The sequence below is a fragment of the Mycobacterium sp. 4858 genome (assembly GCF_900240975.1).
Lineage (GTDB): Bacteria > Actinomycetota > Actinomycetes > Mycobacteriales > Mycobacteriaceae > Mycobacterium.
The window spans coordinates 296,507-321,301 of sequence record NZ_LT968776.1 but is presented as its reverse complement, the minus strand read 5'-3'; the positions used below and the strand labels follow the sequence as shown (position 1 = coordinate 321,301).

The 24,795-nt window shown below is 69.2% G+C and carries 27 protein-coding genes; 12 read left to right on the top strand and 15 right to left on the bottom strand.

The window, feature by feature from the left end; translation table 11 throughout:
- Positions 1 to 3 precede the first annotated feature (3 nt).
- On the top strand, positions 4 to 1,929 hold the full coding sequence (gene dxs, locus C1737_RS09745; RefSeq protein ID WP_102417968.1) for a 1-deoxy-D-xylulose-5-phosphate synthase: 1,926 nt from the start codon (positions 4 to 6) through the stop codon (positions 1,927 to 1,929).
- A 137-nt stretch (positions 1,930 to 2,066) separates the two neighbouring features.
- Positions 2,067 to 2,414: a YbaB/EbfC family nucleoid-associated protein gene (locus C1737_RS09740; RefSeq protein ID WP_067927395.1), complete on the top strand. Its 348-nt coding sequence runs from the start codon at positions 2,067 to 2,069 to the stop codon at positions 2,412 to 2,414.
- 46 nt (positions 2,415 to 2,460) lie between these two features.
- Here C1737_RS09740 and C1737_RS09735 read toward each other — a convergent pair whose 3' ends face one another.
- The 6 genes from C1737_RS09735 to C1737_RS09710 all read right to left on the bottom strand — a co-directional run bounded on the left by C1737_RS09735 (position 2,461) and on the right by C1737_RS09710 (position 7,965).
- A complete protein-coding gene (locus C1737_RS09735) occupies positions 2,461 to 2,997 on the bottom strand; it encodes a hypothetical protein (protein WP_142393451.1) in 537 nt (178 codons plus the stop codon).
- A gap of 235 nt (positions 2,998 to 3,232) precedes the next feature.
- A complete protein-coding gene (locus tag C1737_RS09730) occupies positions 3,233 to 3,547 on the bottom strand; it encodes an ESX-1 secretion-associated protein (protein ID WP_102417966.1) in 315 nt (104 codons plus the stop codon).
- Positions 3,548 to 3,603: 56 nt separating this feature from the next.
- On the bottom strand, positions 3,604 to 4,851 hold the full coding sequence (locus C1737_RS09725) for an EspA/EspE family type VII secretion system effector (protein WP_142393450.1): 1,248 nt from the start codon (positions 4,849 to 4,851) through the stop codon (positions 3,604 to 3,606).
- A gap of 188 nt (positions 4,852 to 5,039) precedes the next feature.
- Positions 5,040 to 6,332: a ribonuclease D gene (locus C1737_RS09720; RefSeq protein ID WP_067927342.1), complete on the bottom strand. Its 1,293-nt coding sequence runs from the start codon at positions 6,330 to 6,332 to the stop codon at positions 5,040 to 5,042.
- 1 nt (position 6,333) lies between these two features.
- Positions 6,334 to 6,969 carry a DUF3000 domain-containing protein gene (locus C1737_RS09715; RefSeq protein ID WP_067927339.1) on the bottom strand — a complete coding sequence of 212 codons (636 nt, stop codon included), beginning with the start codon at positions 6,967 to 6,969 and terminating at the stop codon, positions 6,334 to 6,336.
- A 174-nt stretch (positions 6,970 to 7,143) separates the two neighbouring features.
- Positions 7,144 to 7,965 carry an enoyl-CoA hydratase/isomerase family protein gene (locus tag C1737_RS09710; RefSeq protein WP_067927337.1) on the bottom strand — a complete coding sequence of 274 codons (822 nt, stop codon included), beginning with the start codon at positions 7,963 to 7,965 and terminating at the stop codon, positions 7,144 to 7,146.
- Positions 7,966 to 8,022: 57 nt separating this feature from the next.
- Between C1737_RS09710 and hemE the strand changes: the two genes are divergently transcribed.
- The 4 genes from hemE to C1737_RS09690 are packed head-to-tail and all read left to right on the top strand — an operon-like array spanning position 8,023 to position 11,889.
- Positions 8,023 to 9,084 (top strand): uroporphyrinogen decarboxylase, encoded by a 1,062-nt coding sequence (gene hemE, locus C1737_RS09705; RefSeq protein WP_102417964.1) that lies wholly within the window; start codon positions 8,023 to 8,025, stop codon positions 9,082 to 9,084.
- Positions 9,081 to 10,436, top strand: a complete 1,356-nt coding sequence (locus C1737_RS09700) for a protoporphyrinogen oxidase (protein WP_102417963.1) — start codon at positions 9,081 to 9,083, stop codon at positions 10,434 to 10,436. The genes hemE and C1737_RS09700 overlap by 4 nt, the downstream gene beginning before the upstream one ends.
- A 5-nt stretch (positions 10,437 to 10,441) precedes the next feature.
- Positions 10,442 to 11,137, top strand: a complete 696-nt coding sequence (gene hemQ, locus C1737_RS09695) for a hydrogen peroxide-dependent heme synthase (RefSeq protein ID WP_068095847.1) — start codon at positions 10,442 to 10,444, stop codon at positions 11,135 to 11,137.
- Entirely contained in the window at positions 11,134 to 11,889 is a 756-nt protein-coding gene (locus C1737_RS09690; RefSeq protein ID WP_068095849.1) for a class I SAM-dependent methyltransferase, read from the top strand. Before hemQ ends, C1737_RS09690 begins: the two co-directional genes overlap by 4 nt.
- 82 nt (positions 11,890 to 11,971) lie before the next feature.
- Here the strand turns inward: C1737_RS09690 and C1737_RS09685 are convergent, their stop codons facing one another.
- The 5 genes from C1737_RS09685 to C1737_RS09665 all read right to left on the bottom strand — a co-directional run bounded on the left by C1737_RS09685 (position 11,972) and on the right by C1737_RS09665 (position 17,030).
- Complete coding sequence (locus C1737_RS09685; protein ID WP_102417962.1) at positions 11,972 to 12,820, bottom strand: endonuclease domain-containing protein; 849 nt, start codon at positions 12,818 to 12,820, stop codon at positions 11,972 to 11,974.
- Between the two features lie 108 nt (positions 12,821 to 12,928).
- Positions 12,929 to 13,339, bottom strand: coding sequence for a peptide-methionine (R)-S-oxide reductase MsrB (msrB, locus tag C1737_RS09680; protein ID WP_102417961.1), 411 nt, complete (start codon positions 13,337 to 13,339; stop codon positions 12,929 to 12,931).
- A 59-nt stretch (positions 13,340 to 13,398) separates the two neighbouring features.
- Positions 13,399 to 14,676, bottom strand: coding sequence for an arabinofuranan 3-O-arabinosyltransferase (aftC, locus tag C1737_RS09675; RefSeq protein WP_102417960.1), 1,278 nt, complete (start codon positions 14,674 to 14,676; stop codon positions 13,399 to 13,401).
- A gap of 18 nt (positions 14,677 to 14,694) precedes the next feature.
- Entirely contained in the window at positions 14,695 to 16,254 is a 1,560-nt protein-coding gene (locus C1737_RS09670) for an alpha/beta hydrolase (protein ID WP_067927315.1), read from the bottom strand.
- 14 nt (positions 16,255 to 16,268) lie between these two features.
- Complete coding sequence (locus C1737_RS09665; RefSeq protein ID WP_068095859.1) at positions 16,269 to 17,030, bottom strand: pyrimidine reductase family protein; 762 nt, start codon at positions 17,028 to 17,030, stop codon at positions 16,269 to 16,271.
- Between C1737_RS09665 and zapE the strand changes: the two genes are divergently transcribed.
- Positions 17,029 to 18,120: a cell division protein ZapE gene (gene zapE, locus C1737_RS09660; protein ID WP_102417959.1), complete on the top strand. Its 1,092-nt coding sequence runs from the start codon at positions 17,029 to 17,031 to the stop codon at positions 18,118 to 18,120. The two genes, C1737_RS09665 and zapE, sit on opposite strands and share 2 nt — an antisense overlap.
- On the opposite strand, the gene C1737_RS09655 is transcribed toward zapE, so the two are convergent.
- From C1737_RS09655 to C1737_RS09645, 3 genes are all read right to left on the bottom strand, one after another.
- Positions 18,098 to 18,616, bottom strand: coding sequence for a GNAT family N-acetyltransferase (locus C1737_RS09655; protein ID WP_102417958.1), 519 nt, complete (start codon positions 18,614 to 18,616; stop codon positions 18,098 to 18,100). The two genes, zapE and C1737_RS09655, sit on opposite strands and share 23 nt — an antisense overlap.
- A complete protein-coding gene (locus tag C1737_RS09650) occupies positions 18,604 to 19,128 on the bottom strand; it encodes a hypothetical protein (RefSeq protein ID WP_067927392.1) in 525 nt (174 codons plus the stop codon). The genes C1737_RS09655 and C1737_RS09650 overlap by 13 nt, the downstream gene beginning before the upstream one ends.
- Positions 19,129 to 19,223: 95 nt before the next feature.
- Positions 19,224 to 19,970 (bottom strand): Clp protease N-terminal domain-containing protein, encoded by a 747-nt coding sequence (locus C1737_RS09645; RefSeq protein ID WP_067927303.1) that lies wholly within the window; start codon positions 19,968 to 19,970, stop codon positions 19,224 to 19,226.
- Between the two features lie 110 nt (positions 19,971 to 20,080).
- Here C1737_RS09645 and C1737_RS09640 point away from each other — a divergent pair, with 110 nt between their 5' ends.
- From C1737_RS09640 to C1737_RS09620, 5 genes are all read left to right on the top strand, one after another.
- Positions 20,081 to 20,413, top strand: coding sequence for a DUF732 domain-containing protein (locus C1737_RS09640; protein WP_068058991.1), 333 nt, complete (start codon positions 20,081 to 20,083; stop codon positions 20,411 to 20,413).
- 59 nt (positions 20,414 to 20,472) lie between these two features.
- Positions 20,473 to 20,790: a DUF732 domain-containing protein gene (locus C1737_RS09635; protein WP_067927298.1), complete on the top strand. Its 318-nt coding sequence runs from the start codon at positions 20,473 to 20,475 to the stop codon at positions 20,788 to 20,790.
- 137 nt (positions 20,791 to 20,927) lie between these two features.
- A complete protein-coding gene (locus tag C1737_RS09630) occupies positions 20,928 to 22,436 on the top strand; it encodes a sodium:alanine symporter family protein (RefSeq protein ID WP_067927295.1) in 1,509 nt (502 codons plus the stop codon).
- Between the two features lie 82 nt (positions 22,437 to 22,518).
- On the top strand, positions 22,519 to 22,863 hold the full coding sequence (locus C1737_RS09625) for a DUF732 domain-containing protein (protein ID WP_067927292.1): 345 nt from the start codon (positions 22,519 to 22,521) through the stop codon (positions 22,861 to 22,863).
- A 38-nt stretch (positions 22,864 to 22,901) separates the two neighbouring features.
- A complete protein-coding gene (locus tag C1737_RS09620) occupies positions 22,902 to 23,840 on the top strand; it encodes a cytochrome c oxidase assembly protein (RefSeq protein ID WP_068095919.1) in 939 nt (312 codons plus the stop codon).
- 15 nt (positions 23,841 to 23,855) lie between these two features.
- Here C1737_RS09620 and C1737_RS09615 read toward each other — a convergent pair whose 3' ends face one another.
- Positions 23,856 to 24,776 (bottom strand): cation diffusion facilitator family transporter, encoded by a 921-nt coding sequence (locus C1737_RS09615; RefSeq protein WP_102417957.1) that lies wholly within the window; start codon positions 24,774 to 24,776, stop codon positions 23,856 to 23,858.
- Between the last annotated feature and the right edge of the window lie 19 nt (positions 24,777 to 24,795).

Genomic DNA, 24,795 nt, shown 5'->3' with positions numbered 1-24,795 from the left:
GGGATGCTGGAACAGATCCGCGGGCCCGCTGATCTGCAACACCTGTCGGGGCAGCAACTGCGCGAACTCGCCGCCGAGATTCGCGAGTTCCTGATCCACAAGGTCGCTGCCACCGGTGGACACCTCGGGCCCAACCTCGGCGTGGTCGAGTTGACGCTGGCGCTGCATCGGGTCTTCGACTCGCCGCATGACCCGATCATCTTCGACACCGGTCATCAGGCGTACGTCCACAAGATGCTGACCGGGCGCGCGCAGGACTTTGAGGGCCTGCGCAAGAAGGGCGGACTGTCGGGCTACCCATCGCGCGCGGAGAGCGAACACGACTGGGTGGAGTCCAGCCACGCCAGCGCGGCGCTGTCCTACGCCGACGGCCTGGCCAAGGCGTTCGAGCTGACCGGTCACCGCAACCGGCACGTGGTCGCCGTGGTCGGGGACGGCGCCCTCACCGGCGGCATGTGCTGGGAGGCGCTGAACAACATCGCGGCATCGAAACGCCCGGTGATCATCGTGGTGAACGACAACGGCCGCAGCTACGCGCCGACCATCGGCGGCGTCGCCGACCGCCTGGCCACCCTGCGGCTGCAGCCGGCCTACGAGCAGGCGCTGGAGAAGGGCCGCGACGCGGTGCGCTCGCTGCCGCTGCTCGGCGAGCTCGCCTACCGGTTCATGCACAGCGTCAAGGCCGGCATCAAGGACTCCCTGTCCCCGCAGCTGCTGTTCACCGATCTCGGGCTCAAGTACGTGGGTCCGGTCGACGGGCACGACGAACGCGCGGTGGAGGCGGCGCTGCGCCACGCGCGCGGCTTCGGCCGGCCGGTGATCGTGCACGTCGTCACCCGCAAGGGCATGGGCTACGCCCCGGCGGAGGACGACGAAGCCGAACAGATGCACTCGTGCGGCGTCATCGACCCCGTCACCGGGCAGGCCACCAAGGTCGCCGGGCCGGGGTGGACCGCCACGTTCTCCGATGCCCTGATCGGCTACGCCAGGAAACGCCGCGACATCGTGGCGATTACCGCGGCGATGCCCGGCCCGACCGGGTTGAGCGCGTTCGGGCAGCAGTTCCCGGACCGCCTGTTCGACGTCGGCATCGCCGAGCAACACGCCCTGACGTCGGCGGCGGGGCTGGCGATGGGCGGCATGCACCCGGTGGTGGCCATCTATTCGACGTTCCTCAACCGGGCCTTCGACCAGATCATGATGGACGTGGCCCTGCACAAGCTGCCCGTCACCATGGTGCTCGACCGGGCCGGCATCACCGGTTCGGACGGCGCCAGCCACAACGGCATGTGGGACATGTCGATGCTGGGCATCGTGCCCGGCATGCGGGTGGCCGCGCCCCGCGACGCCACCCGGTTGCGCGAGGAACTCGGTGAGGCGCTGGAGGTCAACGACGGCCCGACCGCGCTCCGGTTCCCCAAAGGTGATGTGGGCGAAGACATTCCGGCCATCGAGCGGCGAGGCACCGGCCTTTCGGGCGTCGACGTGCTCGCGGTGCCGGCCGACGGGCTCAATCATGACGTGCTGCTGGTGGGCGTCGGCGCGTTCGTCCCGATGGCGTTGGAGGTCGCCAAGCGGCTGCACAACCAGGGGATCGGCGTGACGGTCATCGACCCGCGCTGGGTACTACCGGTCTCCGAAGCGGTCCTCGAGCTCGCCGCCCAGCACAAACTGGTGGTCACGTGCGAGGACAACGGCGTCAACGGCGGCATCGGGTCGGCGGTGTCCGCGGCCCTGCGCGCCGCGGAGATCGACGTGCCGTGCCGGGATGTGGGCCTGCCGCAGCGGTTCTATGAGCACGCCTCGCGGGGCGAGCTGCTGGCCGAGCTGGGGCTGACGGATCAGGACGTGGCCCGCCGCATCACCGGCTGGGTCGCCGCGCTGGGCAGCGCCGTCACCGAAGCGGAGATCCGCGAGCACCTCGACTAGGCGCAGCGGCTGGGGTGGCGCCGTCGACTCGGCACCCCGGGGCCGATGCGGTGAAGGGTGCGGCGAACCATCGCAGCTCGCCTTAGACTGAAGAGCGGTAGTGGGCCGTGCCGTCAGCCGAGGACGAAGGACATCACATGACCGCAGGAATGCACCCGCAGTTGGCTGAGGCCATGGAGTTCGGGCAACGGTTCCAGTCCGCCCTCGAAGACCAGATCCACCGAACGAACACCGAAACCTTCACGGCCGCAGACGAAGCCAACACCGTCGAGGTGACGCTGAACGCGCGCCGCGGGATCACCGATCTCCAGATCGAAGACGGCCTGTTACGGCTGGGCGCCGAGACGGTCGAGCAACGCGTCAACGAGGCCCTGCGCAACGCGGTGGCCGCGGTCGATGCCGCCAACGAAGCCCAGCACCGGCAGCTAGTCGAGTCGCTGGCGCGCATGACCACGCTGATGACGGAGTCGTTGGGCCTGAGCTAGCCCAAATCCGTACGGCGGCAACTGTTCTCCTGCCGGGCCGAGACCGTCACTCGGTCGCGTATCGGGTGGCGAAAACGTGCGCCTGCGTCTCGGCGGCCCGCTCCGGCGACGTGAGTTCCATGCCGTACTCCAGGAGTTCGCGCACGGCATCGGGATCATCGGCGCCCAATTCGCGCATGTTCGCCATCAGGAATTCGTGTTGGGCCGCTTGCCCTTTCTGGCTCGCCAGGTGCGCGACGACGATTATCTCCTCGGCCAGTTCGGCTTCGGTCATGCCCGCGACCTTCTCGGACAGGGTGACTTGCCCGATTCCGCCGTCTCCAAGCGCCGACACCGACACCGTCCCGGGGGGATTGGTCACGGTGAACAGCGGGACGACGTCCTCCTCGTCGGCCTCCTCGGCGGCTGCCGTCTGTGTGGCGAGCACCGTTGCGGTGTCGACGGGCTCGGCGGGCGCGAACTCCGGCGCCGGCTCAAGCGGGGACTCCTCGGCGCTGTCCTCGGCGGCGACGGAGAAGCTGAGGGCTGTCAGCGTGTCGGGTTCGCGGTCGGCCGCGGGTTCGCCGGCGGGCGCGAAATTCATTGCAGCGAAGATGTCGGTGGGATCTTCGTTCGCATTCGGAAGCTGGGCCACGGCGTCCTTCTCTCGGATTCATAGCCTGGGCGGCTGTCCGGTAGGTAGAGCCTACAGTGCGTCCACCGGGGCGGGCGGACGAACTTCCATGTAGGCCAGTGGATCCGGCTCCCCAGGTCGATTCCGGCCGGTCGTTGCGATCGGGTTGCCGAGCGGTGAACAACTGGGGTGGTCGTTGCCGGGATCAGCCGGGAAGCACCTGTTTGTCGAGATTCTGGGCGGCATCTTGGTCGGTGCCGTCGTACGCTTTGGCGGCGGCACGCAGGTTCGCGGCGAGGTCGGTGGCGACCTCGATCATGAGCTGGATCGCCTCCGCGCGGCTTACCTCGACTCCCACGACGGCGTCGTTGCCGGGTCCGCAGGCCAGGCCGTGGTTGAGCCACACGTTGACGCCGACCCCGTCGACCGCCCCGGCGGACGATTTGAAATTTTCCTTGGTCGCGTCCTGTGCGCGGGCCAACTTGTCAAGATACGTCGACGTGACGCTCAAGTTCGCCATGGAACCTCCTCGTCTGGTAAACGGTTGCACCGCAAGCGGGTTGGGGCGCGACGGCGTTACGGGGCGGGCTGCGGCCGGTTCGGGTCTGCCGGCTGCTCGGCTTTGAGCGCCGCGACCTCGGCGGGTGCCCGCTCCGCGGCCCCGGTGCCCGCGGCCGCTCCGACGACTTCGGCCCCGTCGCTCGGAATGGTGTCCTCGGGGCCGGCTCCGGTGGTCGTGGCCCCTTCGGCGGCTGCGGGCGCCTTGCGCTGCCGCGCGGTTGAGGGCGACGGCTGAGCGCTGACGGGGCTCGTCGGCGTGGGGGCCGGCGCCGCGACCTGGCCGGCTTGAGCGGACGCCTCCACCGGCTGAGCCGGGGTGGGCATGCCCTGCACCGGCCGGCCCGACATCTGGATGAGTTCGCTCAGGCGAGGAGCCGTCACCGGCGCGGCCGTACCGGCCGGCGTGGAGGTGCCGGTGAGCGCGGACGACGTGGACTCGGTGGCGAAGTCGGAGACGGTGGATTCCGCCGAGGGCGCCATGCGAGCGGACGGCGCAATTCGCGAAGTCGACAGATAGTCCTTCATCTCCGCAATGATCTTCTCGTATTCGCGGACCACTTCCTGGACCTTGGGCCGGGTCTCGGTGCCCGAGAAGAATTCCATGTAACCGATGGCGCCCACTGTTGCGGTGATCGCCGCGATGGTGACGACTTTCTGAAACACCAGGGACGAGGCTTCGCTCCCCTGCGCTTTGATCAGGAGGGCGACAAAGATGCAGCCGGTGAGGCCGTCCTTGATTCCGGCGACGGCACGGCGAATCTCGGTGAGCTGATCGACTTCGGCCGTCAGGATCTCCATCATCGCCTGGTCCTGATCTCGCATCAGGTTCACGCGGTCCAGCTGGGCTCGGTTCTGTTTGGCGTACTCTTCCGACGCGGAGCCCTCCCAGCCGCTGTCGGGGAAGGCGGACTCCAAGTCTTTCTTGGGCGAGTCGAGCTTGGAACGCGCGTTGTCGAACTCCGCTCCCTTGGAGGCGTCACCGAGGCCGAGGAAATATTCGAAGACCGTGATGGCGACAATTCCCCATTCGATAATCGGCACCTCCGCCGCCCAGGGATTGGTTCGCTCCTCGAGACCGCGTTCTATTTCCGCTTTTATCCTTCGCTCGACGATCGCCTTGACGGCAATTTTGGTCGTTTCCATGGCGAACGCGCCGCCGCCGATACCGGTCGCAACCCAATCCTTAGCGGCGGCATTCTTTCCTATGCCGGCCAGGCTGCCTACCAGACCGCCGATTTCGGAAGCGGCAACGACCATTGCCATGATCCCTTCTGCGAGTGGGGACTTCGCGTCCTACGCCGAGCCTAACAGCAGTCACAGGGTGGCCAGAGCGCCAATTTTTGGGGACGGTCCGGGCATTTAGTCGCGGTCTACGGTCCGCGCCTCGTCCGCGGCGAGGAAAGGCTGACGGCGAAAATCACCCGCACTGCCGAGTGAAATTTCCCCGCGCCCTAGGAGTTCTCGGGCGCGGCGGGCGGCTGCAACGCTGTGGCCAGCGGAGGATCCACCAATTCCCGCTGCCACTGCCGCGCCTGCCCGGCGCGCAGGAACCCTTCGACCGCCTCCAGGGGGTCGGGCGCGGGTTCCCAGTCCCAGCACAGCCGTCGCACCAGGTCGGGGGAGACCAGGTTCTCGGTGGGTACGTTGACCCGCTCCGACACCTGGGACAGCGCCGCACGCGCCGCCTCCAGCCGCGCGGCGGCCTCCGGTTTGCGCCGGCTCCACCGCGCCGGCGGCGGCGGACCGTTCGGCGGTTCGGCGTCCACGGGCGGATTCTTGGTTTGCCTGGCCGCTTCCAGTGCCCCCAACCACGTGGCGGCGCTGCGACGTTGATTGCGCCCGCCGAAGACCGGCAGCGCGGTGAGCTCCTCGACCGTCTTCGGGTCGGCGATGGCGGCCTCGATGATGGCCGAGTCCGGCAGGATGCGTCGCGGCGCAATGTCGCGGCGCTCGGCGATGCGGTCGCGCGTCAACCACAGCTCGCGGACCGCGGCCAGGCCGCGCCGGTCGCGCACCCGATGGATCCCCGACGTGCGCCGCCACCGGTCCGGCCGACTCGCCGCGCCTGGCTCCCTGGTGCCCGTGGCACGCAGATAGTCGAATTCCTCTGCGGCCCAACCCGTTTTGCCCTGCTGGGCCAGAACGTCGGCGATCGCGGCGCGCAGCTCGATGAGCAGTTCCACATCCAGCGCCGCGTAGTTGAGCCATTCCTCGGGCAGCGGCCGTTTGGACCAGTCCGCCGCGCCGTGGCCCTTGGCCAGCCCGGACCCCAGCAGCCGCTCCACCATGGTCGCCAGGTTCACCCGCTCGAACCCGGCCAGCCGGCCGGCGAGCTCGGTGTCGTAGAGCGCCGGTGGCTGCAAGCCGACCTCCGCCAGGCAGGGCAGGTCCTGGTCGGCCGAATGCAGGATCCATTCGTCTTCGCTCAGCACCTCGGCGACGGGCCGCAGCGCCTCGAGCGGGTCGGCGCCGTGGCTGACCGGGTCGATGAGCACGGTGCCGGCGCCGGCCCGCCGGATCTGGATCAGGTAGGCCCGGTTGGAGTACCGGAAACCCGACGCCCGCTCGGCGTCCACCGCAAACGGCCCACGCCCACGATCCAGGAGCTCGGCTGCCGCTTCGATCTGGCGGACGGTCACGGAGAGGTCCGGGATCCCTTCGGCCGGGCGCAGCAGCGGGGTGGGCTGGGGTTCGCTGCTGTCGGGGTCGGTGCTGACGGGCCCGTCGGCGGCCGGTTCGCACATGTCAGGCGCGTGACCTCGAGCTCAGGTCGGTGACGCCCGTCGGCGGAAGTCCCGCCGCGTGTTCGAGCACCTCGCAGAACGCCTCGACGTGGACGCCAACCTGGGGCGTGGTCGCCGTCCACGACGCCCGCAGCTCCAACTGGTGGGCGCGCGGCGGTCCGGAGATGTCGCCGTAGCGCACCGAGGTGGTGGCCGTGACCGTGCCGCCCAGGGCGGTGACCTGCTCCATCCGGGATTCCAGCGCGTCGACGAGCCAGCTCCACGCCACCTCGGGCAGCAGGGGGTCGACGGCCTCGCTGGGGTCCAGGTCGGCCTGGATGTAGGCCACCAGGCGGATGGTGCCGTCCCACGCGTCGGCGCCTTCCGGGTCGTACAGCAGGATCAGGCGGCCGAAGGCGTCGCCGTCGGATCGCTCGGGGATGATTTCGCGGTCGGGATGTTTGACCTCGGCCCCCAGCGCGTAGCTGTAGGGCGCGAGGCGTTGCGGGGGGCGGATGGGGCCCAGTTCGATCTCGGGGCGCACGGTGACGCCGTTCATGGCCGCGACCGCCTCGCGGAATGGCTCCGGTTCAGCTGAGGTCACTTGGCGCCGCTCCTGTTCATCCCGGCCACTTCGCGGCGGCGCGGCGTAGGTCATGAGCGCCACTCTCCCCCGCAAGCGGGTGGTGCCTCCACCGCATCGTGACGGTTCTGCGTCGGCGCGGCACGGGTCACAGGGTCCGACGGTAGACCCATCGGGGGACACGCGGAATCAGGCGCGCCGACCGCTACCAACCCGTTATGAGACCCCATGGCAACCTATCGACCCAGCTCAGGACCCTGTTCCGCCGGTAAATCGGGCGGGCCGCTTCTCGCGATGCGCGGCGAGGCCTTCCTGCACGTCGGGGCCGCTGAAGCTGAGGAACTCCAGCCCGAGCGAGGTCTCGAAGGTGGGCGCGAACATGCGGTACCAGTGGTTGAGGCTGCGCTTGGTCCAGCGGATCGCGTTCTGGGCGCCGCGCGCCAGGTCCTCCGCGATCCGCGTCGCCGTGGCCAACACGTCGTCGTCGTCGACGCAGAGGGACACCAGGCCGATCCGCTCGGCCTCCTCGCCCAGCAGCGTCTCGCAGGTGAGCAGGTAGTACTTGGCCTTGGCCATGCCGACCAACAGGGGCCAGCAGATCGCGGCGTGGTCCCCGGCGGCCACGCCCAGCTTGGTGTGCCCGTCGATGAGCTTCGCCGTGCGACCGGCCACCGAGACGTCGGCGAGCAGGGCCACCACCAGGCCCGCGCCGACGGCCGGCCCGCGGATCGCCGAGACGACGGGTTTGTCGAAATTGACCATGTTGAGCACCAGATCGCGGGCCTCCCGCATGATGCGCATCCGGCCTTCGTAGTCGCTGATCGTCTCGTCGATCAGGTCGAAGCTGCCGCCGGAGGAAAAGGCCTTGCCCTCGCCGCGGACCAGCACGACGCGCACGTCGGGGTCGCGGGCGATCACCGGCCAGATGTCGGCAAGGTCGCGGTGCATCTGCGGCCCGACCGAGTTGAGGCCGGGAGCGTCGAGAACCACGGTCAGGATGCCGTCATCGCCCAGGTCGCACCGCAGGCTGGGGAACTCGTCGTAATTCACGGGCGGCTGGCTGACTGGCACGGTCGTGATAGTACGCAGCGCGGGACGGAGGCCGCCGTCGTGGCAGCATTGGGGACAATGAGTACTCGCCGCGACCTCCCCGAGTCGCCGTATCTGGCCGCCGTCACCGGTGCGAAACCCAACCGGATCCCGGTGTGGTTCATGCGGCAGGCGGGTCGCTCGCTGCCGGAATACCGGGCGCTGCGGGCGCAGACCGACATGCTGGCGGCCTGCTTCGACGCCGAGCTGGTCTGCGAGATCACCCTGCAGCCGGTGCGCCGGCACGACGTCGACGCGGCGATCCTGTTCTCCGACATCGTGGTGCCGTTGCTCGGCGCGGGCGTCGACCTGGACATCGTCGCGGGGGTAGGGCCGGTCATCGCGTCGCCGGTGCGCACCGCCGCCGACGTCGACGCGATGAAACCCCTTGACCGGCAACGGATCCAGCCGGTGTCGGATGCGGTCACGCTGCTGGTGGCCGCGCTCGGCGACGTCCCGCTGATCGGGTTCGCCGGCGCGCCGTTCACGCTGGCGTCGTATCTGATCGAGGGCGGCCCCAGCCGCCACCACGCCCGCACCAAGGCGATGATGCTGGCCGATTCCGACACCTGGCACGCGCTGATGGCAAAGCTCACCGACATCACCGTGGGCTTTCTGCGGGCGCAGCTGGAGGCCGGGGTGGACGCCGTTCAGGTGTTCGACTCGTGGGCGGGCGCCCTGTCGCTCGCCGACTACCGCACCTACGTGCAACCGCACAGCGCCCGGGTCTTCGGCGCGCTGGCCGAGCACGGCGTGCCGATGACGCACTTCGGGGTCGGCACCGCCGAGCTGCTGGGTGCCATGTCGACGGTCCTGAAACCAGCCACAGCAACGGTGGTGGGGGTGGACTGGCGGACGTCGCTCACCGACGCGGCCGCCCGGGTCGCGCCGGGCACGGCGCTGCAGGGCAACCTCGATCCGGTGGTGCTGATGGCGGGGTGGCCGGCCGTGGACCGTGCCGCCCGGGCCGTGGTCGAGGACGGGCGCCGCGCCGTCGACGCGGGCGCGACCGGTCACGTCTTCAACCTTGGCCACGGTGTGCTGCCCGAAACGGACCCCGGCGTGTTGACCGACCTGGTGTCACTGGTCCACTCGTTATGACATCCCCCTCGTATTGCGTTGTTGGGGGCGGGATTTCGGGGTTGACGGCGGCGTACCGGCTGCGCGCGGCGGTAGGCGACGACGCGGCCATCACCCTGTTCGAACCCGGCGACCGGCTGGGCGGGATCTTGCGTACCGAGCGGGTCGGCGGGCAGACCATGGACCTGGGTGCCGAGGCGTTCATCCTGCGCCGGCCGGAGATGCCGGCGCTGCTGGCCGAGCTGGGTCTGTCGGGGCGCCGGCTGGAGTCCACCGGCGCCCGGCCGCTGATCTACAGCGGGCGGACGCTGCATCCGCTGCCCACCGCGACGGTGGTCGGCATTCCGTCGACGGCCGCCTCGATGGCCGGGCTGGTCGACGCGGCGACGGTCGCGCGCATCGAAGCCGAGCCCGGCCGCCCACTGGACTGGCGGCCCGGCAGCGATCCCGCGACCGCCGACCTGGTTGCCGAGCGGTTCGGCGAGCAGGTCGTGGCCCGGTCGGTGGACCCGCTGCTGAGCGGGGTCTACGCGGGTTCGGCGGCCACCATCGGCCTGCGCGCCGCGGCCCCGGGCGTCGCGGCGGCCTTGGACCGCGGCGCCGCCAGCCTCATCGAGGCGGTCCGGCGGGCGCTGCCCCCGGCGACCGGCGGGCCGCTGTTCGGGGCGTTGGACGGGGGCTACCAGGTGCTGCTCGACGCGCTCGTCGAGCGCGCCCGGCCGCGCCGGGTCAGGGCCGCCGTGCAACGGCTCGAGCCCGCCGGGGCGGGATGGTCGCTGCTGGACGACACCGGCACTCGCTGGCATGCGGACGCGGTGATCCTGGCCATTCCCGCCCCGCGGCTGGTGCCCCTGCTCGCCGACGTCGCCCCCGGTAGCGCCGCCGCCGCCGGGCGGATCGCCAGCGCGTCGTCGGTGGTGGTGGCTTTGGCGGTGCCGGGCGACACCGCGTTCCCGCAGTGTTCCGGGGTGCTGGTGGCGACCGGGGAAAGCTTGCGCGACAAGGCGATTACCCTGTCCTCGCGCAAGTGGGGCGCCCGCGGGGACACGCAGCTGCTGCGGTTGTCGTTCGGCCGGTGCGGCGACGGCCTGGCCGAAACGACGTCGGATGACGAGCTGCTCGGGTGGGCCGTGGACGACCTGGCCACCGTCTTCGATCTGGACGTCAAGCCGGTGGATGCGCGCGTGCAGCGCTGGATCGAGGCCATGCCGCAGTACGGTCCGGGCCACGCGGAGCTGGTCGCCGAGATTCGTGCGGGCCTGCCGCCGACGCTCGCCGTGGCCGGCAGCTATCTCGACGGCATCGGCGTGCCGGCATGCGTCGGGGCGGCCGGCCGCGCGGTCGAGGCACTCGAACTGAAAGTGGCACGATAGGTTCCATGGCCAAGCTCGACTACGACTCGCTCAATTCGACGATCCGCTACCTGATGTTCTCGGTGTTCTCCGTGGAGCCGGGTGAGCTCGGTGACCAGCGCGACGACGTCATCGATGAAGCATCGACGTTCTTCAAGCAGCAGGAGGAGCGCGGCGTCGTGGTGCGCGGCCTCTATGACGTGGCGGGCCTGCGGGCCGACGCCGACTTCATGATCTGGACTCACGCCGAACGGGTCGAGGCGCTGCAGGCCACCTACGCCGACTTCCGGCGCACCACCGCGCTGGGGCGGGTCAGCTCGCCGGTGTGGAGCAGCGTGGCACTGCACCGGCCGGCCGAGTTCAACAAGAGTCACATCCCGGCTTTCCTGGCCGGCGAGGAGCCCGGCAACTACATCTGCGTCTATCCGTTCGTGCGGTCCTACGAGTGGTATCTGTTGCCCGACGAGGAGCGCCGCCGCATGCTCGCCGAACACGGCATGGCCGCCCGCGAGTACAAGGACGTCCGGGCCAACACCGTGCCGGCGTTCGCGCTCGGCGACTACGAGTGGATCCTGGCCTTCGAGGCCCCCGAATTGCACCGCATCGTCGACCTGATGCGGGAGCTGCGGGCCACCGACGCGCGCCGGCACACCCGCGAGGAGACGCCGTTCTTCACCGGCCCGCGCGTGCCGGTCGAGCAGTTGGTGAACTCGCTGCCATGACTCAGCCGCAGTTCGATCCCACCGATCCGGCCCGCTTCGAGGAGATGTACCGCGACGAGCGGCTGTCGCACGGATTGCCCGCCGCCACGCCGTGGGACATCGGCGGCCCGCAGCCGGTGGTCCAGCGGCTGGTCGCCCTCGGCGCGATCAAGGGTGAGGTGCTCGACCCGGGCACCGGGCCGGGCCACCACGCGATCTACTACGCGTCCAAGGGGTATCCGGCCACCGGCATCGACGGGTCGGCGACCGCGCTGGACCGGGCGCGCGAAAACGCCCGCAAGGCAGGTGTTTCGGTCAACTTCGAGCTGGCCGACGCCACCAAGTTGGACGGCCTGGAAGGCCGCTTCGGCACCGTCGTCGACTGCGCCTTCTACCACACCTTCAGCACCGATCCCGAGTTGCAGAGGTCCTACGTGCGGGCGCTGCGCCGGGCCACCAAGCCCGGCGCGCGGCTGTACATGTTCGAGTTCGGGGAACACGACGTCAACGGGTTCAAGATGATGCGGTCGTTGTCCGAGAACGATTTTCGTGATGTGCTGCCGCACGGCGGCTGGGAGATCACTTATCTCGGGCCGACGACCTACCTGGTGAACATGAGCGTCGAGCAGATCGAGATGATGGCCGAGCGCAATCCCGACATGGCCGATCAGGCGCAGGACTTACTGAAGCGATTCCGCGCGATGGAGCCGTGGCTTCAGGGCGGACGGGTGCATGCCCCGTTCTGGGAGGTGCACGCCACCCGCGTGGACTGAGGACTCGCCTCTCGCCTTGGGCTCCCGTTCTTCCGCGAAAGTTAAACCACGGCGGCGACTTTCGGCGTGTCGTGTGCGTGGTTTAAGTGTCGCGGCATCCCCGACGGGCAAGTGCCTGACGCACGCGGCGGAGAACGTCTTCGGGCTTGTCCTCGGCGATCACGCGGATGACGACCCAGCCCAGTTCCTCAAGCTTGCGCAGCCGGCTCTGGTCGCGCGCGTACTGCCGACGGCTGGCGCGATGGTGGTCGCCGTCATACTCGACGGCCACCCTGTATCTCTCCCAGCCCATATCGAGGACGGCAACCAGTCGCCAGTTCTCCTGCACAGGGATCTGCGTCGTGGGGGTCGGCAGGCCGGCGTCGATCAGCAGCAAGCGCAGCCACGTTTCCTTTGGGGATGCTGCGCCTGGGTCGACCAGGGGAAGGGCTGTGCGTAGCGCCCGCAGGCCGCGGGCTCCTGCGTGCCGCTTGGCGAGGAGCATTACCTCCTCGCTCGAGAACGGCGTCGCTCGCATCAGCGCGTCGAGTCGTGCGACCGCCTTGCCGCATGGCGGCCGCCTGGCCAAGTCGAACGCCGTCCTCGCGAGAGAAGTCACCGGCAGACCGTTGATACATGTGACCTCGTCGGGTCCGACTCGCGGATTGCGGGTGATCACGCCAGCCGGCGGATGCGGGTTCCGCCAAATCAGCTCGATCGGCTCGTCGCCGTCGATCCATTGCGAACCGTGTAGGGCCGCGGCGGCAAGTCCGGCAAGCACGCCGCGGCGGTCCGACCACAACCATGCTCCGGCCGAACGGGTGGTGAGCGACGGCGTGGCGTGGGCCGGCACATAAACATCGGGATATATGGCGCGAAATTGCACTCGCAGCTGGTGCCGGCTTAGGGCACCCCGCCCTAACGCCTCACTGCCGATAAACACGTCGTCCACACCTGGAAGACGTCATGACGGTCTCGCAGGCTCCGCGAGACTTAAACTGTGGCGGCGATTTGCGGCGTGTCGTGTGCGTGGTTTAAGTGTCGCGAGATCGAACGGGGATTACGACCCCGACGGCACCAGCCGCAGCGAGATGGAGTTGATGCAGTAGCGCTGATCCGTCGGGGTGGGGTAACCCTCGCCGGCGAAGACGTGGCCCAGGTGGCTGTGGCAGTTCGCGCACAGCACCTCGGTGCGCGTCGTGCCCAGCGAATGGTCGGGCCGCAGGATCACCGCGTCGGAGTTCGCCGGGTCGAAGAACGACGGCCAGCCACAATGCGATTCGAATTTCTCTGTGCTGCGGAACAATTCGGCACCGCAGGCCCGGCACTGGTAGACGCCTTCGGTTTTGGTGTCGGTGTACTCACCGGTGAACGGCCGCTCGGTGCCGGCCTGACGCAGCACATGAAACTCCTCGGGCGTGAGCTTCTGCCGCCACTCGGCTTCGGACAGCTGCAGCTTCGGGCTTGTCATGCATCCACGCTAGCGAAAATCGCGGTGACCCGCTGCACCCGGCTCCGCCGCGCTCGCGATCACGCCCACGCCGGATCGATGCCGTCGTCCAGCCGGTTCTCGGCCTTGGCGTCCAGGTAGCGGAACAGCAGCACGGTGAACGCCACGATCAACAGCAGCGACCAGCCGTAGGTGATCTTCAGGTAGTGCAACGCGCGGCCGTATCTCATCCACCGGTAAATCAACCAGTCGTCCAGCGTCATGAAGCCGTAGATGCCCAGCCACGCCGGCCAATTGCGGATCAGCGAGTTGGGCAGCACGACGGTCATCAGGAACGGGAGCAGCATCATCGAGTAATAGCCCTGGGCCAGCGACAGCACCAGCCACGACCACAACAGCAGCACCCCCGAGGAACCGGTGAACCAGAACAGCGGGTCGCGGGTGCGGTAGTAGCGGTACAGCAGCCACATGGCGCCGATCGCCAGCAGCGTGAACAGCACCCGCAGGAACACGATCAGCCACGTGGGCAGGCCGAAGTAGACGCCGTTGCCCTCGATCGAGCTGTTGAAGTAGTCCCGGGTGCCCAGGATGTAGGGCACCGTCTTGGTGACGAAGTCCATCGGGTCGCTGACCAGCGGCCACGCGGCCAGGTTGACGGCGACGGGCACCACGACGGCCGGAACCAGGGCGCGCCACTGGCGGTTGAGCAGGGGCAGCAGCAGCAGCGGCCCCAGGACGGGTTTGAGGGTCAGCGTCAGGCCGATCGCCAGCCCGGCCCACCACTGGCGGCTGGCCCGGCCGTCCAGCAACCACCGCAGATACAGCACCTCCGCCAACAGGACGCAGCCGTTGATGTTGGTGAAGACCAGCGTGCTGGTCACGCTCTCGGTGCAGAACATGGCCAGCAACAGGGCGGGCGCCGCCACCGAGGACAGCGTGAACTTGAACAACCGCAGCAGCAGGTACCAGGCGATCAGGATGGCGACGGTGTTGATCAGGATGAACAGGTACCGCGATGGCGTGAAGGACAGGTACCCGAACGGCGCCATCAGCAGCGTGCCGCCGGGCGGATACAGGTAGTGCGGGTCGACGTAGTCGAAGTGTTCGTTGTAGATGTCCCAGCCGTGCCGGAAGTTGAGCACCGCCCGGTACACCGGCTTGAAGTCGTCGGTGATGTTGCCGTTGAGCGGGAGGATGATGCTGCGGTGCAGGACCGAGAAGATGGCGATCGGCCACAGCGCCGTCCGCACGATCGTCGCGGTGCTCGGCGGGCCGCTGCGGGGGCGAAAGGTGCCCAGGATCCAGTCGCGCAAGCCGGTTCGGGTCGATTCAGCTGCGGTCACCAGCGCACCGTACACCGGGAGCGGCGCGGAAAGTCAGGCGGGACAGTAGGTGTCGGTGCCGGGCAGTTTGCCGCTGTTGACGTAGCCGACGAGCGGGGCGACCGCGCAATTCGAGTAGATGCTGGCGCCGTGGCCGATGCCCTGCCACATCACCCGCTTGCTGGCCGCGTTGGCGTTGATGACGGTGGCAGCGGTCGCGGCGACCCCTTCGGTGCCGACGATCGGGTCGTTCTGCACGCCCAACAACAGGACGTCGACCTTCAGCGATTTCGGCGGCGCCGGCGGCGAGACGGTAGGCCAGTGCACGCACTTGACCAGGTTGAGCGCCGCGACGGTGCCGAACTGGGGGTACAGCTTGCCCCACGCCACCACCAGTTCGCGCACCCGGTCCGGGGTGGGGCGGTTGACGGCGTCGCTGCAGGTGTTGACGAACTGGCCGTCGGTGTCCTGGGTGGCATCGGCGTGGTTGATGAGGTTGGTCAGCTGGTTGGTGTCCCCGGAGCGCGCGGCCGCCAGCGCATTGGCCAGGGTGGTGGTGGCGTTGATTCGCCCGCCGGACGGGAAGCCCAGCGCGACGGTGATGGCGTCGGCCAGCTGCGCCACCGACACGCCGCCGGGTCCCTTGCCGGCGCGGGCGTCGGCCAGCAACCCGCTGACGGCGCCCTTGGGGTCGGGGCCCAGCGCGCAATTCACCGCCAGGCATTGGGCGGCGAACGCGTCGAGCGCGGCCTGCTGGCCCTTGACCTGTTGTTCGGCGCCGGCTTCGGCGCTGACCCCCAACGCGACCGGCGAGTCGAGGATCAGCCGGGCGACCTTGTCGGGGCGTGCCGCGGCGTAGGCCAGCGCCACCTGGGCGCCGTTACCGACCCCGACCAGCGCGACCGCCGGCACGTCCCACAGCGTCCGCAGTCGCTCGATGTCCGAGGCGGCGTGGGCGTTGTCGTAGGCGGACGCGCCGGGCGCGATGGCGTCGGTGCAGTTGGTGGTGGCGGTGTTCGCGACGTCGGACAGGTTGGCGACGGGGTCGTCGCCGGTCTGGAACTGCGCCTGGTCGCGCATGATCTGGCGGTCGGAGGGGTCGCGGCAGTCGATCGGGTTCGACATGCCCATGCCGCGACGGTCGACGGCGATGATCGGATGCGCCTGCAGCACGTCGGCGCCGCCCCGCGACAGCCAGACCGGCAGCTGCGCCGAGGACGGCAGGTCCGAGCCGGTGGTGAACACCAGCGGGCCCGCGTCGCGCGGCGTCTGGTTCGAACGGGCCCGGACCACGCCCACGCTGACGTTGCCGGTGCCGCCGCCGTTCGGGTCCAGGTCGGCGTCGTAGTTCGCGCAGTCCAGCTGGACACCGGCGGCGGGCGGGACCGCGGCGTCGCCGAACACCTTCGCCGTGCAGTCGTGCCACGGCAGGTCGTTCTTGGGCGCGGCGATCGGCGGCGGGCCGCTGGGGGGCGGCTTGGCGGTGGTCGCCCCCTGCGGCCGGGCACCGGAATTGGTGGCGAAGCGCGGGTCGGCGGCCAGGCCGGGGACGCAGCCGGCGACCACGGTGGTCACCGCAACCAACACCGTGGCGAGCGTGATCTGCCGACTCATGCCGACCACAGTAGCTAGGCCTTGACGTAGCGGGTGTACAGGTAACCGGCGTCGTCGGTCAGAACGTGGGCACAGCGCATCCGGGTCAGCAGCTGGCTGGGGCCCGTCGCGATGCGCCGGGCCAGGCCGCCGACCAGGTAGGGCGCGATGGTCAGACACAGCTCGTCGAGCAGGTCGCGCTGGATCAGCGAATCGAGCAGCATCGGCCCGCCCTCGGTCAGGATGCGGCGCAGTCCGCGATCGCCGAGGATCGCCAGCATGGCGGCCTCGTCGACCTCGGCGGGGTCGTCGCCGGAGCAGTCGATCACCTCGCACAGGTCGGTGAGCATCTGGCGCGCCGGGGTCGCGGCCGCCGCGCAGGTGAGCACCAGCGGCGGCACCTCGGTCCGGGTGAACACCGCCATGTCGCGGTCCAGGCGACCCGATTTGGTGACGATCGCCAGCTGCGGGACCTCGCTTTGCCCGCGGGCCTGCCGCCGCTGCCGTTGAGCGGCGCTGAGCTGCGCGCCGGAGTAGCCCTCGACCCGCACGGTGCCCGCGCCGACGACGATGACGTCGGCGAGCTCGCGCAGCAGGTTGAACACGAACCGGTCGCCGGGGCCTCCCATGGTTCCGCTGCTGCCGCCGGAGGTGGCGCCGCCGTCCACGCTGGCGATGAAATTGGCCCGCACCCACGTCCCGTCGCCTTCGGGATAGTCGTAAAACCGGGGGATTTCACCGTCGGTGAGTTCGCGTACCGATCCGAGCAGCGACAGCGGCGTCTCGGGAAGGCCCATGAGGTTGATTGCAGCACGCCGCTACAGTTCTGGCATGCACGGGTCCCCCTCGCGGTCGGTGGCGCGCCTGGTGGACCGGCATCCGACCGTGTCGCCCGAGCGATTGATCGCCCAATTGACGCCGCCCCCAACGTTCGCCGACGTGAGCTTCGCGACCTATGAGCCCGATCCGGCGGAGCCGACGCAAGCGGCCGCCGTGGCGGCGTGCCGAGACTTCTGCCGTGAGGCGGTGCAACGCCGCGCGGGCCGGCGAAAGTTGTTGGGCCGACGGGCGGTGCTGCCCGGTGTCGGGTTGTATCTGGACGGCGGGTTCGGCGTGGGCAAGACCCATCTCCTGGCGTCGGCCTACTACGAGTTGCCCGGCGACGGACCGGAGTCGTCAACTCCCAAGGCGTTCGCGACATTTGGGGAGCTGACGCAGCTGGCCGGCGTGTTCGGTTTCGCCGAATGCGTGGACCTGCTGGCCGGCTACACGGCGGTGTGCATCGACGAGTTCGAGCTGGACGACCCCGGCAACACCACCCTGATCTCGCGGCTGCTCTCGTCGCTGGTCGAGCGGGGGGTGTCGGTGGCCGCGACCTCCAACACGCTGCCCGAGCAGCTCGGCGAGGGCCGGTTCGCCGCCCAGGACTTTCTGCGTGAGATCAACACGCTGGCAAGCATTTTCACGACGGTACGGATCGACGGGCCCGATTACCGGCACCGGGGGCTGCCGCCTGCGCCGCAGCCGCTGTCGGACGACGAGGTCGCCGCGCGCGCCACGCGGGTCGACGGGGCGACGCTCGACGATTTCGACGCGTTGTGCGCGCACTTGGCCACCATGCACCCGTCGCGGTACCTGACCCTCATCGAGGGGGTGACCGCCGTGTTCCTGACCGGAGTGCACGGTATCGACGACCAGAACGTGGCGCTGCGGCTGGTGGCGCTGACCGACCGGCTGTATGACGCCGGCATCCCGGTGGCCGCCTCGGGCGACAGGTTGGATTCCATCTTCAGCGAGGAGATGCTCGCCGGGGGCTACCGAAAGAAGTACCTGCGGGCCATGTCTCGGCTGCTGGCGCTGACGGTCAACGAACCGCGCGGGTCATGATGAAGTCGTTCGCGAGGCTGGCGCCCACCCGGAAGGTCCGGGTGCCGCTGACCGCGAAGCCGCTCTTGGCGTAGAAGCGTTGCGCGCGTTGGTTGGCCTGGTTGACGCCCAGCCACACCCGGCGCGCCCCCCATTCCGCGGCCGTCGTCAGCGCGAGGTCCATCAGCGCGGCCGCGACCCCGGTGCCGTGGTGCTCGGCCGCGACGTAGATTTTGGACAGCTCGGCGGCGTCATCGTCGTCGGCGTCGCGAATCAGCATGGCGTAACCGGTGATTCGATCGTCGTAGCCCGCCGTCAGGATCGCCCGACGCGGGTCGGCCAGGTACTCGGCGAAGCGCGCGGCCGAGAGGTTGGCGTCGACGAAGGCCGCGATGTTCTCGGGTGCCATCGAGTCGGGGCAGGCCAACGCAAAGGTGCGCGCGGCGATATCGGCAAGCCGCCGAACGTCGACGGAGTCCGTCGTGACGACGCGTACGGTGCTTGTCAGAGGTTCCACTGCGCGAGGTGGTAGCCCGTCTTCTTGTCCAGCAGCACCACGGTGGAGACGGGATCGCGGTAGGCGTCCCAATACACTTCGCCGCGCACGACCGCACCGTTGGGCGCGTTGGTCAGCACGTTGTCCAGCGCGTCGGGCGCATCGGTGGCCCGCGGCTTGTAGGCGTCGGCGAACGGTGTCACCCCGTCGAAGCTGAAGTTCGTCGCCATGATGAACGGATTGGGGACCCGGACGGCATGGACGACCACGTCGGCGCGTTCAACGGTGCTGCCCGGGAAGCCCTTGTAGGTGCCTTCGCGGGTGTAACCGAAGCCGGGCGGCGGATCGCACGGTGACACCCCGGCGACCGTGACGTCCGCGACGTAGGTGCCGGTGTCCACCCGCAGCGTGTCACCGATGTGGCCGATCGGGGCGTCACCGGCCCAGGCGCGGGGAGCGGGAAGAACGGCGACGGCGGTGACGCTCGCCGCGGCGACGAGGAACGCGGACACGACGATCGACCACCGGTGCATCTTCGCCATGTCTTGCCTCCTAGGCACCCTGGGAAGGGGACCTTCGAATGATTGCACACCCGGTCAGGCGGCCGGGAGGGGTTGACCGGACCCGGTCAGCCCTGCGCGCGGACGCTTGCGCCTGCCGCCAGCGATTCCAGCGCCTTGATCAGATCGGCCTCCACGCGGCCCTTGTCCACGCCGCAGCGGCGCAGCGGGCCTTCGTCGGGCGAGGCGTCCTCCAGCTCGAGCAGCGCCAGCAGCAGATGCTCGGTCCCAATGTAGTTGTGGCCCAAGCGAAGTGCTTCCCGGAAGGTCAGCTCGAGGGCCTTGCGCGCCGGTCCGGTGAAGGGGATGAGGTCGGGGGTCGTGGGGCCCGCCGGGGGCAGCTGCACGGCGGCGCGCAGCGCCTCGGTGTCGACCTTCTGCAGGTGCAGCAGCACCGTGGCCAGGGCGGCCGGATCACTGAGCACGCCGAGCAGCAGGTGGTCGGGAGTGATCTCGTCGTTGCCCGCTTCGTGCGCGGCGTTCTGGGCGGCCACCACCGCGCCCCGCGCCCGCGGGGTGAAGCGGCTGAAGCCCTGCTCGGGGTCCAGCGTGGCGGCCTCGGCGCGCGGGACGAACCGCTTCTGGGCCGCCTGTTTGGTGACGCCCATGCTCCTGCCGATGTCGGTCCACGACGCCCCGGAGCGACGGGCCTGATCCACGAAGTGTCCGATCAGATGGTCGGCGACCTCGCCCAAGTGCTCGGCGGCGAGCACGGCGTCGGCCAGTTGATCCAGCGCGTCGGTATGCACCGATTTGATGGCGTTGATCAGCTCGTCGAGGCGGACGGGATAGGCGATGCGCGTCGGGTCGGCCATGGCGTCAACGATAGGTTGACGCCATGTAGATGTCAACCACGGGTTGACGATCGTTAAGAATTGTTTCGCCGGCTGCGCTTGGGCCCCCGGGTCTGGAATATTTCGAATTTATGAAGCTTGTTCTGACAATTGCCAGCGTTGCGGCCGCTATCGGTTTGGCCGTGCCCGCGCACGCCGACGACACCGACGACGCATTCCTCGCGTCGCTGAATTCGGCCGGCTTCACCTATAACGATCCGGGCCAAGTCATCCAGGCCGCCCACTACGTGTGCTCGGCGGCCAGCAGCGGCACCGCGATGGCGGACATCGCCAAGGCGATGACGTCGAAGGCCGCCGCGCTGACCGAGGAGAAGGCGGAGAAGTTCACCGCGATCGCGGCCAGCGCCTACTGCCCGGACGCGATCTCGTCGTCCACCCCGGCGACCACCACCGCCAGCTCCTGATCGGACGATTCGCTCCACGAGATGCGGGCCGGCGGCAGCTCTGGAACGATCGGTCAGCCGTGAGGCTATTTCTGATCCTGCTCGCCCTCGGTGCCGCGATCGGCCTGGCCGGTCCGGCCCGCGCCGACGGCAGCGACGACGCCTTCCTCGCCACGGTCCACGCGGCCGGCCTGGCCTATTCGGATCCGGATCAGGCGATCACGTCCGGCAGGTCGGTGTGCAAGTTGGTGAGCGAGGGCGCGCAGTTGGGGGATGTCGTCCGGATGATCCAGATGCTCAATCGTGGGCTGCAGGGGGACGACGCCACCCGGTTTGCGGCAATCGCGGCCAATTCGTATTGCCCCCAGGCGCTTTCGGGACCCCAGGCCGCCTCCTAGCGGCGGCGTCGCGCTGACAATGTGATCCGCTTTTTACATACCCGCCCCCTAACGGCGGGTGAACGAAACGTGTAATCAACAATTTCTCCATACCATTTCGGCTACGGACAGCGCCCGCAGTCGAAAGGAAGCAGGGTTTGGACTTCCTTCAGCAGCAGTTAGTCGAACCCCTGAGCAACCTCCTCAATACGCACGTCCTGATCTATTTGCTGATCGGTGGCGGTGTCTATTTCACGGTGCGCACCCGTTTCATACAGATTCGCTACTTCGGGCGCATGGTCCGTCAGCTCCGCCGGGCGCACCACTACGACGGTGGGATCTCGTCGTTCCAGGCGTTCTGCGTGGGTCTGGCGTCGCGCGTGGGCACGGGGAACATCGCGGGCGTCGCGATCGCGCTGACGGTCGGCGGGCCCGGTGCCGTCTTCTGGATGTGGGTCGTGGCGGCGGTCGGCATGGCCACCGCGGTGATCGAGGCCACCCTGGCGCAGATCTTCAAGGTCCGCTCGGACGACGGCGCCTTCCGCGGCGGTCCCGCGTTCTACATCGAACGCGGGCTGCGGTCACGGGCGGGCGGCATCGCCTTCGCCATGCTGCTGGTTGTCACGTTCTCCACCGCGTTCAACATGGTGGAGACCAACGCGATCAGCGGGGTGTTGCAGTCGTCGCACGGCATCGGAGTCGGTTGGACCACAGTCGTTTTGGCGGTCCTGGCGGCGCCTGTGCTCTTCGGCGGCGTGCGCCGGGTCGCCCAATTCGCCGGCTCGGTGCTTCCGGTGGTGGCGCTGGCCTACACGCTGCTCGCGCTGGGAATCGTCGCCGTCAACATCACCGAGCTGCCGACGGTGATCAGGGAGATCATCGGCGGGGCCTTCGGGATCCGCCAACTGGCGGGCGGTTTCGCCGGTGGTGTGCTCGCCGCGATGTTCACCGGCGTCAAACGGGGCCTGTTCGCCTGCGAGGCCGGGATGGGCAGCTCGCCCAACATCGCGGGGGCCGCGACCGTCAGACATCCGGTGGAGCAGGGCCTGATTCAGTCGCTCGCCGTGTTCGTCGACACCATGGTGATCTGCACGGCGACGGCGTTCATCGTGCTGCTGTCGGGCCCGGACACCTACAACCCGGCCCGTTTGGGGGCGGTCGCCGGAGCCAGCCTGACGGAGTCCGCGATCGCCGCCGATCTCGGGTCGTGGACCACGGTGCTGATGACCGCCGTCGTGTTCGTCTTTGCGTTCGCGTCGGTGCTGAGCAACTACGTGGTCGCGGAGGCCAATCTGTTCTACCTGGGCGGCCGGCGCCTGGCGGCCAACGTGCTGAAGGTGGTCACGCTGCTGTCCATCGTCTTCGGCGCATTGGCCAAGCTGACGCTGGTGTGGGCGCTCGCCGACCTGACGATGGCGGTGATGGCCATCGCGAACCTGCTTACCATCTGCCTGCTGGGCAAGTGGGCGTTCGCGGCGCTCAAGGACTATCACCGGCAGTTCGCGCAGGGCCGGGGACCGGTTTTCGTCGCCAGCGAGGCGGGCCTGCCCGGTGTGCTGGACGGTGACATCTGGGAACCGGCGGAGCGCCGGCAGGTCGGAGCGCTGCCCGAGTCGTTGACGCTGCGCCGCCCGCCGCTGCGATTCTCCCGGGCTCCGGCGGCATAGCCGGCGCCGGCCGGTCAGAGTTCACCCGCCGTTTGCCCGACGAGATGCCATTCGCCGGCGGGTCTGCGAGAATCGCTGCGTTATGCGATTCCTACTGGTTCTGGCGGGCGCCGCGGCCGTGATTGGCCTGGCCGCGCCCGCGCACGCCGACGTCGACAACGACCAGGACTTCCTCAAGGACCTGCGCGACGCCGGCATCACCTACCAGGACGGCGGCAACGCGATCACGATCGGCAAGTCGGTGTGCGACCTGCTTGACGACGGGCAGTCGGACGCGAAGATCGTGACCGACCTGCGCAACCAGAATCCGGGCTTCCAGGGGGCCAGCGCCGCCAAGTTCACCTACCTCTCCGCGGCGCACTACTGCCCGAAGTACATCACCGGCGACGACCGCGGGCCCAAGCCCGACGGTGCGGCGGGCAACTGAGCGCTGCGGGGGTTGTGCCCGGCAATACGCTGGTCACTGTGCGTGCCGATCTCGGGCCGTTGACGTGGGGTGCCGCGGTGCAGACGTGGCGACCGGACCTGGTCTGCGTCGCGGTGGTCGCCCTGCTCGCCGCCGGATACACCTGGTGCTACCGACGGGCCCGGGACACCGAGCCGCCGGTCGGCCGCGCTCGAGCCGGGTGTTTCGCGGCCGGTGCGGTCGTGTGGTTGCTGGCGACGACGAGCGCGATCGGCGCCTACGCGTACGTGCTGTTCTGGGTGCGCGCGCTGCAGGTGGTGCTGCTGCTCTACGTCGTGCCGCTGTTGATCGCCCAGGGCAAGCCGGTCACGGTCTTGCGGGCCGCGCTGAGGCCGGGTGGCCGCGACCTGGTCGATCGGCTGCTGGCGACGCGCCTGGCCCGGGTGGCCGCGCACCCCGCAACCACGTCGGTGGCGATGCTGGCCACGCCGTGGCTGCTCTACCTCACGTCCTGGTACACCGCGGCCCTGGAAAACGAATGGGTTGGCGCGCCGACTCGAATTGCGTTGGTGGCCATCGGCTTTGGGTATTTCTACGCCCGGCTGCAGGAAGACCCGGTGCCCCGCAGGTACCCGCAGTCGATCTCGCTGCTGATCACCGTCGGCGAGGCCCTCGGCGACGGCGTCCTGGGGCTGGTCATCTGGCAGGGTGCATTGATCGGCTCGGCGTATTACGCGGACCTGCACCGCACCTGGGGCCCCGATCAGCGGCTCGATCAAACCATCGGCGCCGGCGTCTTGTGGATTCTCGGGGACCTGGTCGGGTGGCCGTTCGTGCTGCTGTTGATGCGCGCCCTGTCCCGCGACGAGAAGGCGCACGCGGTGCGGGTCGACGCCGAATTGGACACGGCCGAGGGTGCCGGGGACGGGAGCGTCGCACCGTCTGGACTGTGGTGGGAGAACGACCCGCAACTGCGCGAGCGGTTCCGCCGGGGCTGACGTCCGGGCCGTGGCTCAGGCGGCCCGTGCCGTCCAGGTGAAGTTGTGCATCTCGGGGATCTGCGGCGCCAGCGCGGCGGCGACCTGGCGACCGATTCGGTCGGCCGCGGCCAGGGGAGTGTCGGGATCGAGGAAACCCTCGACCTCGACGCGCAGGGTCCGTCCGGTCCACCGGGCCCGGGCGTGCGCGTGGGTGACGCCCGGGACCGTGGCGGCGACGGCCTCGGCGGCCGTGACGATCTCGGGGTCGACGCCGTCGAGCAGTCGGTGCGCGATGTCGGCGGTCACCTCCCAACCGACGTGGCAGATGAATCCGGTGACGACAATCCCGGCGACGGCGTCTGCCCAGCCCCAGCCGAGTGCCACGCCGATCAGCCCGAGCATCGCCCCCGCCGACGACAACGCGTCCAGCCAGGAGTGCTTCGCGTCGGCCACCATGGTCGCCGAGCGAATCCGCCTGCCCACCACCAACTTGTAGCGGGCCACCAGCTGGTTGCCCGCGATGCCCACGATCGCCGCCGCGATGCCCCAGCCCAGGTATCCGGTGCCGCCGTGCCGGAGCAGCTTGTGGATGCTCTCGTACGCGGCGACGGCGGCGCTGCCCCAAATCACCAGGGCCACACCAATTCCGGCCAGGTCCTCGGCGCGTTCGTAGCCGTAGGGATAGCGCTCGGTGGGAACCTTGCGCGAAGCGCGAAACCCGACGAACACCAGGACGCTGGTGGAGACGTCGGACAGGTTGTGTAGCGCATCGCCGAGCAGGGCCACCGAGCCGGACAGCAGCGCGATGGCCAATTCGATGAGCCCGGTCAGTGCCAGTCCGATGGCGCTGACGGCGACGGCCCGGTTGGCCTGTCGACGCTCGGCCGCATCGTCGGTGACGGTGTCGAGGGGAAAGCTTGCCGCCGGGTCACGGACGCCGTTCACGATGTGCATAGGGCAAGCATGCCCCATC